Below are 5404 nucleotides of genomic sequence, written 5' to 3' on the forward strand. Positions count from 1 at the left end.
ATCGGTCATAGCCTGCCGGCGACGGTACGCTACACCGTGATGGATGGCCGGATCAGCTACCAGGCCTGAAAGCGAGCGCTATAAACGTGGGAGCGGGCTTGCTCGCGAAGGCGGAGCGTCAGTCGACATCGACATGACTGATCTACCGCCTTCGCGAGCAAGCCCGCTCCCACGTTTATAGCGCTCGCTTTCAGGCCTGGTAGCTGATCCGGCCATCCATCACGGTGTAGCGTACCGTCGCCGGCAGGCTATGACCGATGAACGGGCAGTTTTCGCCTTTTGACAGCCAGTGTTCCCCGACAACCGTGGAACTGGCTGGGTCAAACAGCACCAGATCCGCCGCCGAACCCACCGCCAACTTGCCCGCCGGCAGGCGCAATGCGTCGGCCGGGCCGGCGCTCAGACGTGCCAGCAGCGTGGGCAGGTCGAGCAAGCCATCTTCCACCAACGTCATTGCCAGCGGCAGCAGCAGCTCGACGCTGCTGATGCCTGGCTCGGTGGCGCCAAACGGCGCCAGCTTGGCATCGCGCTCGTGGGGCTGGTGATGGCTGGAAATCGCCGAGACCACGCCCGATTTCACCGCCGCACGTAACCCTTCGCGATCGGCCAGGGTACGTAGTGGCGGTTGCACGTGATACAGGCTGGAGAAATCGATCAGCGCCTCATCGGTCAGGATCAACTGATACAGCGCCACATCCGCCGTTACCGGCAAGCCTCGGGCCTGGGCCTGGGCGATCAAGGCGACGCCGCGGGCGCTGGTCAGCTGGCTGAAGTGCGCGCGCACGCCGCTTTGCTCCACCAGCAACAGGTCACGGGCCAGCGCCACGGTTTCGGCGGTTTCCGGGATGCCCGGCAGGCCGAGGAAGCTGGCCACCGCGCCTTCATGGGCCAGGCCGCCTTCAGCCAGGTCGCGGTCCTGGGAGTGAAAGATCACCGTCAGGTCGAAAGTGGCCGCGTATTCCAAGGCGCGGCACAAGGTACGGGTGCTGCGAAAGTTCTCCAGACCGTTGCTGAACGCTACGCAACCCGCGTCGCGCAAGGCGATCAGTTCAGCCAGTTGTTCGCCCTCCAGGCCTTTGCTCAGCGCGCCGACAGGGAACACTTTGCAGTGACCCGCTTCACGGGCGCGGTCGAGGATCAGCTCGGTGACCGCCGAAGTGTCCAGGACCGGCTTGGTGTTCGGCGGGCAGCACAGGCTGGTCACGCCACCGGCGGCGGCGGCGCGGGTTTCGCTGGTGATGTTGCCTTTGCGGCTGTAGCCCGGCTCGCGCAGGGCGACGTTGAGGTCCACCAGCCCAGGCGCGGCGACCAGGCCTTTGGCGTCGATGCTCTGGACTGCGCTGAAGCCGGCCGGAGCGGCGCCGATGGCGATGATCTTGCCGGCGTCCAGATGAAGGTCGGTAACTTGATCCAGGCCGCTGGCCGGATCGATGACTCGGGCGCCGAGAATGCTGAGCTTCACTGGGCGTTCTCCTGCTCGAATTGACGTTGCGCGGTTTGCCCGCTCATGGCCATGGACAGCACGGCCATGCGAATAGCGATGCCGTAGGTCACCTGGTTGAGAATCACCGACTGCGGGCCGTCGGCCACCGCCGATTCGATTTCCACCCCTCGGTTGATCGGGCCGGGGTGCATTACGATGGCATCCGGCTTGGCGCCGGCCAGGCGTGCGGTGGTCAGGCCGAACAGGCGGTAGAACTCGCCCTCGCTCGGCAGCAGGCCACCGGCCATGCGTTCGCGTTGCAGGCGCAGCATGATCACCACGTCGACATTCTTGAGGCCTTCAGCCATGTCGGTGTAGACCTTTACGCCGTACTGCTCGATGCCGATGGGCAGCAACGTTTTCGGCGCGATCACGCGAATATCCGGGCAGCCCAGGGTTTTCAGGGCCAGCATGTTCGAGCGTGCGACCCGCGAGTGCAGGATGTCGCCGACGATGGCCACCGAAAGGTTTTCAAAGCCGCCCTTGTGCCGACGAATGGTGAGCATGTCGAGCATGCCCTGGGTCGGGTGGGCGTGGCGGCCGTCGCCGCCGTTGATGATCGCCACATTCGGGCATACATGTTCAGCGATGAAATGCGCTGCGCCGGAGTCGCCGTGGCGTACCACGAACATGTCGGCGGCCATGGCTTCCAGGTTGCGCAAGGTGTCGAGCAGGGTTTCGCCTTTGCTTGCCGACGAGGTGGACACGTTCAGCGTGATCACGTCGGCCGACAGCCGCTGGGCGGCCAGTTCAAAGGTGGTGCGGGTGCGCGTGGAGTTTTCGAAGAACACGTTGCAGATGGTCTTGCCGCGCAGCAGCGGGACTTTCTTCACCGCCCGGCCACCGACTTCGAGAAACGAGTCGGCGGTGTCGAGGATTTCGGTGAGCAGTTCGCGGGGCAAACCATCGAGGGACAGGAAATGTTGCAACTGGCCCTGAGCATTGAGCTGCAGCGGGCGCTTGGCATCTAGAGGCGTCATCGCGGGGACTCTTTACAAGGCGGTTTAAAGGGCAAGGTCTTGCAGTTCGAGTTCGAGCGGCGTGGGACCGGACAATTTTACCCGCTGGTGAGCTTGCAAAGACAGCGTCGCACCGACGACATCCGGGCTGATCGGCAACTCGCCGGCATCCAGGTCCAGCAGGCACACCAACGAGATACTGGCCGGGCGGCCGTAGTCGAACAGCTCGTTCATGGCAGCGCGTATGGTACGGCCGCTCATCAATACGTCATCGATCAGCACCAGGTGCTGGCCTTCGATCTCAAACGGCAGCTCTGAGGGACGCACTTGCGGATGCAGGCCGTTCTGGCTGAAATCGTCACGGTAGAAGGACACATCCAGCGTGCCCAGGGGCGAGTCGCCGCCCAGCTCTTTGAGCAATGCCTGGGCCACCCATACACCGCCGGTGCGGATACCGATAAAGCGCGGTTCGCTGATGGCACGGTGTTCCAGGTGCGCCTTGAGGCGTATCGCCATCTGGCTGATCAGTTCGGCGGGATTGGGCAGGCTCATGGTGGCTCCTTCAGGGCAGGCGATAGTGTGCAGGAGCGGGTTTGCTCGTGAAAACGTCAACGATAACGCGTGAAACCTGGATGTGCGCGGTACCTGTGCGTTCTTCGCGAGCACGCTTGCTCCTACAAAGCGGCATAGCGGCATGCCGCGTCAGTCAGGATTCAAATAAAGCGGTGTTTTCATCCAGCCAGCCCTGCAACAGCAGGGCGGCGGCGATGGCGTCCACGGGGTTGTCGCGGTAACTGCCTTTCTGCCCGCCACGGTCGCGCCGCTCGCCCTTGGCTTCAAACGTGGTCAGGCGCTCGTCGTGGGTATAGAAGGGCAGGTTGAAGCGGCCATTGAGGCGGCGCGCGAACTTTTCGGCGCGCAGGCACATATCGCTGGGGGTGCCGTCCATGTTCAAGGGCAGGCCGACCACCACGGCATCGGGTTTCCATTCCTTGATCAGCGTTTCGACCTGGTTCCAGTCCGGTATGCCGTTCTGGGCCTTGAGAGTGCACAGCTCGCGGGCCTGGCCGGTAATGACCTGGCCCACCGCCACGCCGATCTGCTTGGTGCCGTAGTCAAACCCCAGAATCAGACGCAAAGCCATCAGGCGTGCCCCGCCTGGCTGGTCAACAGGCTGAGGTTGACCCGCAGCTTGGCGGCGGCGGCTTCCAGGCGCAGTTCGCTGGCGGTGTTGAACAGGATGTCGGCGTCGAAAGGGCAAGTCAGCCAGGCATTGCTGGCCAGTTCGGCCTCCAACTGCCCGGCTTCCCAACCGGCATAGCCCAGGGTGATCACATTTTGCGCAGGGCCCACGCCGTCGGCAATTGCGAACAACACATCCTGTGACGTGGACAGTGACACGCCCTCAAGGTCTACCGTGGCCTGGAACTTCGGCCCGGTGGGGTGCAACACGAAACCGCGATCGGTCTGCACCGGCCCGCCGATGTAGATCGGCACGCCCTGGCTGCTGGCTGGAGGGTCTATCTCCGGGCGCAATTGCTCAAGGATATCGGCCAGGTTCAGCTCCTGCGGGCGGTTCACCACCAACCCCATGGCACCATTGGCCGTGTGCTCGACGATGTAGGTCAAGGTCTGCGCAAAGTTCGGGTCGGCCATATGGGGCATGGCGATCAGGAAGTGGTGCTTGAGGTAGGTCGGGCTGACATTTTTCATGTCCACTAGTGTGGCGTTGGAGGGGCGAACTGACAAGCTGGGAGTGATTCCTGGGCTTTCTTTGTGGCGAGGGCGCTTGTTCCCGCTGGTCTGCGCGGCAGACCCAATACAAGCACCGATTTTTCCAACTCAAACATCATGACCGGTTTTAGGGGGGCGACGGTCCCCAGCGGGAGCAAGCTACCTCGCCACAAAGAACCCGACAGGGTCAGTTGCTGGACAGCCGGTCGCCCTTGGCGAATTTCCAGGTACGGATGATTTCCAGGCGGTCCACGTCGTTCAAGTCGCCGGTAAAGGGCGCAAAGGGCGCGGCCAGGCGCACGATGCGCTGGGCGGCCTGGTCCAGCAATGGCTGGCCGGATGACTCCAGTACCTGCACCTCATACAACGAACCATCGCGGTTGATCGACACCAACAGGCGCAAATTGCCATAGATCTGCTGGCGGCGTGCCTCCTCCGGATAGTTGAGGTTGCCGATGCGCTCGACTTTCTTGCGCCATTCGTCCTTATACCAGGCACCTTTGTCGCGCATGGTCGAGGCGGCGTTAAGGCGATAGATGCGCGGGCGTTTGGCGTAGAGCTGTTGCTCGTGGGCCAGCTCGGCTTCCAGGCTGGAAATTTCGTCGGACAGCGTCGAACTGTCGAACGTCGGCGCAGGCTTGACGGGCTCGGGTTTGGGCTCGGTCCTGGTTTTTTCGCGCTGGGTCGGGGCTTTTTGCGGTTTGGGCGCAACCGTTGTCACGGCAGGCTTGGGCGTGGCCTGTTTGACCTCCGGCTTGGGTGCCGGTGGCGGGGTGACTTTGTTGACCTTGTTGTCCTGGAAAGGCGCCACTTCGGTGGTCTTGGGCACGGCCTTCTTGTCGAGGGTGCCGCTGCCTTGCTGGTTTTCCTGGGCGAGAAAGTCGGCCTTCTCGGGTTTCTTATCGCTCTTGAAGGTGGCCAGCGTGATTTCCAGGGTTCTGGTGATCTGCTTGGGTTCAGTCATGGTGAAACCCAGCCCGAGGATCAGCGCCAGGTGAATCAGCGCAGCCAGAAACAGGGTAAATCCGAGCCGATCAGCTGGGCGCACGCCGCTGTGGGAGAGTTCGGGGGGCAGTTCGGGCGGGAGCGTCATGACAAGAAAACCAACATCGCGCGTTTCACAGGTGGCGCATGATAACGCAATGTTGGTGTGTGTCCGGCTGTTCTATGTCACTTGGCTTGTAGCTTGCGCTCAATGGCCGCCATCAGCATTTCGCCGATGTTCGTG

Annotated in this window: 6 protein-coding genes; all 6 read right to left on the minus strand. The window is 62.7% G+C overall.

Annotation, left to right across the window (positions count from 1 at the left end; genetic code table 11):
- Nucleotides 1-190: 190 nt before the first annotated feature.
- Entirely contained in the window at nt 191-1462 is a 1272-nt protein-coding gene (locus Q1V60_RS15560) for a dihydroorotase (RefSeq protein ID WP_300631891.1), read from the minus strand.
- Nucleotides 1459-2463 carry an aspartate carbamoyltransferase catalytic subunit gene (locus Q1V60_RS15565; RefSeq protein WP_300631894.1) on the minus strand — a complete coding sequence of 335 codons (1005 nt, stop codon included), beginning with the start codon at nt 2461-2463 and terminating at the stop codon, nt 1459-1461. The genes Q1V60_RS15560 and Q1V60_RS15565 overlap by 4 nt, the downstream gene beginning before the upstream one ends.
- 24 nt (nt 2464-2487) lie before the next feature.
- On the minus strand, nt 2488-2994 hold the full coding sequence (pyrR, locus tag Q1V60_RS15570) for a bifunctional pyr operon transcriptional regulator/uracil phosphoribosyltransferase PyrR (RefSeq protein ID WP_300631896.1): 507 nt from the start codon (nt 2992-2994) through the stop codon (nt 2488-2490).
- A 154-nt stretch (nt 2995-3148) separates the two neighbouring features.
- The gene (ruvX, locus tag Q1V60_RS15575; protein ID WP_300631901.1) at nt 3149-3586 is read right to left on the minus strand and encodes a Holliday junction resolvase RuvX; all 438 of its coding nucleotides are present in this window, start codon (nt 3584-3586) and stop codon (nt 3149-3151) included.
- A complete protein-coding gene (locus tag Q1V60_RS15580; protein ID WP_300631908.1) occupies nt 3586-4155 on the minus strand; it encodes a YqgE/AlgH family protein in 570 nt (189 codons plus the stop codon). Before Q1V60_RS15580 ends, ruvX begins: the two co-directional genes overlap by 1 nt.
- Before the next feature lie 208 nt (nt 4156-4363).
- Nucleotides 4364-5269 carry an energy transducer TonB gene (locus tag Q1V60_RS15585; protein WP_300631905.1) on the minus strand — a complete coding sequence of 302 codons (906 nt, stop codon included), beginning with the start codon at nt 5267-5269 and terminating at the stop codon, nt 4364-4366.
- Nucleotides 5270-5404 lie beyond the last annotated feature (135 nt).

Source organism: Pseudomonas sp. (genome assembly GCF_030147005.1).
Classification (GTDB): Bacteria; Pseudomonadota; Gammaproteobacteria; order Pseudomonadales; family Pseudomonadaceae; genus Aquipseudomonas.